This is a genomic window from Rhizobium sp. P1_E1, assembly GCF_056406015.1.
Genome location: NZ_JBFUAY010000380.1, coordinates 1 through 2,799, shown reverse-complemented (window position 1 = coordinate 2,799; position 2,799 = coordinate 1). Strand labels below are relative to the sequence as shown.

Here is a 2,799-nt window from a genome sequence, read left to right as displayed (position 1 = left end):
TATCAATCAGCTCAATTGGCACGACGCTTGAAAATTGTTCTCGGGCTGCGACGGGACCAGCCGCGTCCGGTGTCGCGGCAACACCTCGGTCGGTTCGAACACGAAAAGGAAGCACTAATGGCTGCTCTGCGTCAGATCGCGTTTTACGGAAAGGGAGGTATTGGCAAATCCACTACATCCCAGAATACGCTCGCCGCCCTTGTCGAACTTGGGCGGAAAATCCTCATCGGTTGCCAGCCACTGGTCGATTTCGCGCGATTGATCCTGTGCAAGCGTCGAATCGAACGTGTCAAGAACTGGAAGTTCGGAAAGGCAGACTACGCCAAATGGGGGCGACTCCTCGGGCAACGTCACTCCCGGTTGAAGGGCAGACCAAAACTGGGGCCCTAAAAGCTGTCGCACTGCGGAACCTGGCGAAAGCAAACTCGCCGAAACCGCAAGTTATCACCGCGCGATCGGCTTGGCACGACGAGTCCTAGGGGGACTCAGGCACAAACTGCATCGGGTTGGTGCCGGGGGACGCGTGGCCGCTGACGTGCAAGTCTCCCAACCTTTGAAAGTGAGGAACTAACTATGAAGAACCCCATGCTGAAAATTGCGCTGGAACGCGTCATTGAAGCAGCCGAGCACCTGGATCTTCATCCAGGTTTTCTCGAAAAGCTGAAGAAACCGCTCGAGACGACGCAAGCGCGTCTGTCGATCCTCATGGACGACGGGTCGACCAAATGTTTTATCGGGTGGCGCTGTCGCTATGACGATAGCCTCGGTCCTACGAAGGGCGGCATCCGCTGGGATCAGATGGTGAACGCCGATGAGGTGGAAACGCTTGGCCTGCTAATGACCTTGAAGAACGCGCTGATGGGCCTGCCATTTGGCGGCGGAAAGGGCGGCGTGAAGGTGGATCCTCGCGGCCTCTCCAACACGGAGCAGGAACGCCTCGGCCGCGCCTACATCCGGGCTTTCGCTGCGGTCATTGGTCCAGATCGGGACATTCCAGCGCCTGATGTCGGCACCAATGAAAAGATCATGGCGTGGATGATGGACGAATACAGCACCATTGTCGGCAAGAGGACGCCAGCGGTGATTACCGGCAAACCCGTCGCCCTTGGCGGCTCGCGCGGGCGCGACGATGCGACAGCACGCGGAGCCTATAACATCATGCGATATAAAGCCGACACTCTCAAATTGGAGCATGGAACACGAGTGGCGATCCAGGGATTTGGCAATGCCGGCAAGCACATCGCCAAGCTGCTTGCCGCCGACGGATGCAAGATCAACGCGGTCTCGGACTCCAAGGGTGCGGTCCATGCCCCGGCGGGCCTCGACATCAGCAAACTGCTGGCCGCCAAGCGCCATGGAAGTGTCACTAGCATGGCAGGTTCAGCTGGTGTGTCCGAGATTTCTGGCGACGAGCTCGTGTCGGTCGAATGCGACATCCTCATCTTAGCAGCGGTAGAGAACATGGTTCACGAGGGCAACGCGGCAAGCATAAAGGCCAGGGTCATTGTCGAACTCGCCAACGGCCCGGTCACCCCGGAGGCCGACGAGATCCTCGAGGCCATGAACGTCGAAATCATTCCCGATATCCTCGTGAATGCGGGTGGCGTCACGGTCTCGTACCTCGAATGGGTGCAGAACCGCCAGGGCGAACGATGGACCCTCGAACAGGTTCATGCGTGGCTGAAGACGAAGATGGAAAGCGAAGCCGACGCCGTTTTGGCATATGCGCGAGACAAGAACATCACCCTGCGCACCGCCGCCTACGTTCTTGCGCTCTCTCGGATTGCCGCAGCTATGGAGGCCCTCGGAACGGACAAGTTTTTTCAGGCTTGAGGTGAGACCGCCCCCGCTGCGCCTCCAGCGCCATCTGAAACCACGATTGAAAGTTGTTCTCGGGTAAAGACGGCAGCCTGGTTGCTGCCGTCACTCGAGAAACGGCCCAAAACCTGGAGGAAACGTCGTGACGACGATGGGAAAATCAACTGAGAGCAACCGCTTGGAGCAATCAATGTTTGGCTGGTTCGAACAGCGCCTCAATCCCTTTCCGAGCGAGGAGCCCGTCGCCCCTCCTAAAGGTCTCTTTGCTTTTTGCTGGCACTACAGCAAACCGGCTGCGCCTTGGCTCGGCTTGATAGCCGTGCTGACGGCGCTGATCGCTATCGGCGAAGTGGCCCTCTTCCAGTTCCTCGGCGACATCGTCGGCTGGCTGACTAATGCCGACCGCGCCACCTTCCTGGAGAGAGAAGGTCACAAGCTTTTCTGGATGGCGGCGCTGGTGCTGGTCGGCCTGCCGCTGACGGCCGGGCTCGAGTCTTTCATCATGCATCAGATGATGCTCGGCAATTATCAGATGAGCGCACGCTGGCAGATGCACCGCTTCCTGCTGCGCCACAGCATGTCGTTCTTCGCCAACGAGGCGGCCGGGTGCGTCGGGACCAAGGTGATGCAGACCTCGATTGCCGTACGCGAAACGGTGATCAGGATCCTCGATGTCTTCGTCTATGTCGTGACCTACTTCCTGACGATGATCGTCGTGATTGCGGCAGCCGACTGGTGGCTGATGATCCCGATCCTCGTCTGGCTGGCGGTCTATATCAGCATTGTCGCCTATTTCGTGCCGCGGCTTCGCAAGATTGCCGCGGCGCAGGCGGATGCGCGCTCGATGATGACGGGGCGCGTGGTCGACAGCTATACGAATATCGCGACGGTCAAGCTGTTTTCGCATGCGGGCCGCGAGGAGGTCTACGCCAAGGAAAGCATGGACGAGTTCCTGCAGATCATGGACGAGTTCCTGCAGAT

Annotated in this window: 3 protein-coding genes; all 3 read left to right on the top strand. The window is 58.8% G+C overall.

Going from position 1 to position 2,799, the window contains the following annotated elements:
• The first annotated feature begins 117 nt into the window (after positions 1 to 117).
• Positions 118 to 390, top strand: a complete 273-nt coding sequence (locus AC1D1Z_RS35955) for a P-loop NTPase family protein (RefSeq protein WP_065276859.1) — start codon at positions 118 to 120, stop codon at positions 388 to 390.
• 183 nt (positions 391 to 573) lie between these two features.
• The gene (locus tag AC1D1Z_RS35950) at positions 574 to 1,833 is read left to right on the top strand and encodes a Glu/Leu/Phe/Val family dehydrogenase (protein ID WP_245308432.1); all 1,260 of its coding nucleotides are present in this window, start codon (positions 574 to 576) and stop codon (positions 1,831 to 1,833) included.
• Positions 1,834 to 2,008: 175 nt separating this feature from the next.
• A partial coding sequence (locus AC1D1Z_RS35945) for an ABC transporter transmembrane domain-containing protein (RefSeq protein ID WP_477853577.1) occupies positions 2,009 to 2,799 on the top strand: 791 nt, incomplete at its 3' end.